Source organism: Fodinibius salsisoli, from assembly GCF_026229185.1.
Classification (GTDB): domain Bacteria; phylum Bacteroidota; class Rhodothermia; order Balneolales; family Balneolaceae; genus Fodinibius; species Fodinibius salsisoli.
In genome coordinates this window covers 1-2500 of sequence record NZ_JAGGJA010000029.1, presented here as the reverse complement: position 1 = coordinate 2500, position 2500 = coordinate 1, and the positions used below count along the sequence as shown (strand labels likewise).

General features: G+C 54.0%; 2 rRNA genes (1 of these 2 cut by a window edge). Both read left to right on the top strand.

The window, feature by feature from the left end:
- A 23S ribosomal RNA gene (locus J6I44_RS20425) occupies positions 1–2249 on the top strand; it begins 652 nt to the left of the window's first position.
- A 129-nt stretch (positions 2250–2378) separates the two neighbouring features.
- A 5S ribosomal RNA gene (gene rrf / locus J6I44_RS20420) occupies positions 2379–2490 on the top strand.
- Positions 2491–2500 lie beyond the last annotated feature (10 nt).

The following is a 2500-nucleotide window of genomic DNA, read 5'->3' as shown; positions in this document are numbered from 1 at the left end:
AAGCGAAAGCGAGTCCGAACAGGGCGAAAGTGCAGCGGGGCAGACGCGAAACCGGATGAGCTATCTATGACCAGGGCGAAGCGTGGGTAAGACCACGTGGAGGCCCGAACCGCCTGGCGTTGAAAAGCCATCGGATGAGTTGTGGATAGGGGTGAAAGGCCAATCAAATTCGGAAATAGCTCGTTCTCCTCGAAATATATTTAGGTATAGCATCTGGCGAATAGCAGGCCGGAGGTAGAGCACTGATTAGACTAGGGGGCTTCACCGCCTACCAAATCTAGCCAAACTCCGAATGCCGACCTGTGTTGCCAGGTAGTCAGCGTGGGGGCGATAACGTCCTCCCGCAAGAGGGAAACAACCCAGACCACCAGCTAAGGCCCCAAAATCCAAACTAAGTTGAACAAAGAAAGTTGGGTTGCCCAGACAACTAGGAGGTTGGCTTAGAAGCAGCCATTCCTTGAAAGAGTGCGTAATAGCTCACTAGTCGAGCGGCCCGGCGTCGATAATTGACGGGCATAAGTTTGGTGCCGAAGCTGTGGATTCTACGTTTTACGTAGAGTGGTAGAGGAGCATTCCAGCGCCATCGAAGTCGTCCTGTGAGGGATGGTGGAGGTTCTGGAAGCGAAACTGTAGGCATGAGTAACGATAAGAGGGGTGAGAAACCCCTCCACCGAAAATCTAAGGGTTCCTGATCAACGCTAATCGGATCAGGGTTAGTCGAGACCTAAGGTGTAGCCGACAGGCGAAGCCGATGGAAAACCGGTTAAATATTCCGGTACCGCTAATCAGCAATAAACGAAGGCGTCACGCAGAAGTGACACTACCGCCTCCTGACGTAATAGGGGGTTAAAGGTTGTAGGCCGCGGGGTAGGCAAATCCGCCCCGCATACGGCTGACCGCCGACAGTATGGGGAGCCTACGGGCAAACCAATAGTGTAGGTAATCTGGCTGCCAAGAAACCCGTCGTCGTTTGCTGCCTAGCGCTCGTACCATAAACCGACACAGGTAGATGAGGAGAGTATCCTAAGGTGCTCGAGCGAATCGTGGCTAAGGAACTCGGCAAATTAGATCCGTAACTTCGGGAGAAGGATCCCCCCACCTTCGGGTGGGGGCGCAGTGACCAGATCCAATCGACTGTTTAACAAAAACACATGCCTCTGCTAAGTCGTAAGACGATGTATAGGGGCTGACACCTGCCCGGTGCTGGAAGGTTAAGGAAGGGCGTTAATCCTTCGGGATGAAGCGCCCCACTGAAGCCCCAGTAAACGGCGGCCGTAACTATAACGGTCCTAAGGTAGCGAAATTCCTTGTCGGGTAAGTTCCGACCTGCACGAATGGTGCAACGAATTGGATGCTGTCTCGGCCACGAGCTCGGTGAAATTGTGGTATCGGTGATGACGCCGATTACCCGCAGCGGGACGGAAAGACCCCGTGAACCTTTACTACAACTTTACATTGGCTTTAGCTGCCGAATGTGCAGGATAGGTGGGAGGCACTGAAGCCCCAGCGCTAGCTGGGGTGGAGCCGCCGGTGAAATACCACCCTTTGGGCAGCTGAATTCTAATTCCCCGAGTGGGAAGACAGTGTATGGTGGGTAGTTTGACTGGGGCGGTCGCCTCCTAAAATGTAACGGAGGCTCCCAAAGGTACCCTCAGCACGGTCGGCAATCGTGCGTAGAGTGTAAAAGCATAAGGGTGCTTGACTGCGAGACATACAGGTCGAGCAGGTGCGAAAGCAGGGTTTAGTGATCCGGCGATTTCCGAATGGAAGGGTCGTCGCTCAAAGGATAAAAGGTACTCCGGGGATAACAGGCTTATCTCCCCCAAGAGTTCACATCGACGGGGAGGTTTGGCACCTCGATGTCGGCTCATCGCATCCTGGGGCTGGAGAAGGTCCCAAGGGTATGGCTGTTCGCCATTTAAAGCGGTACGCGAGCTGGGTTCAGAACGTCGTGAGACAGTTCGGTCCCTATCTGCTGTGGGCGTTGGAATGTTGCGGAGAGCTGCTCCTAGTACGAGAGGACCGGAGTGGACGCACCGCTGGTGGACCAGTTGTCACGTCAGTGGCACCGCTGGGTAGCTATGTGCGGAAGTGATAAGCCGCTGAAAGCATCTAAGCGCGAAGCACGCTCCAAGATAAACATTCCCTACTGGAGCCTTCTGGAAGACGACCAGATTGATAGGCGGCAGGTATACGGGTGGTTAACACCTTTAGCCGAGCCGTACTAATAAGGCTACCGGCTTCCACTTATATGGCTTGCACGACTCGCCGGTCGTGTGGGTCCACAGATACAATCAGGCAGCACAAGATTTTTCTTTTGATTTACCATACAGCTATCATTAGGTCAAAGAAGCACGAGATGATATTGACATTATTGAGCAGAAGGGTTTAGCGCAGGGGCCCCACCCGTTCCCATCCCGAACACGGCCGTTAAGCCCTGCAGCGCCGATGGTACTGCCCTCCGGGCGGAAGCGTAGGTCCCCTCCTGCTCTCTTTATTT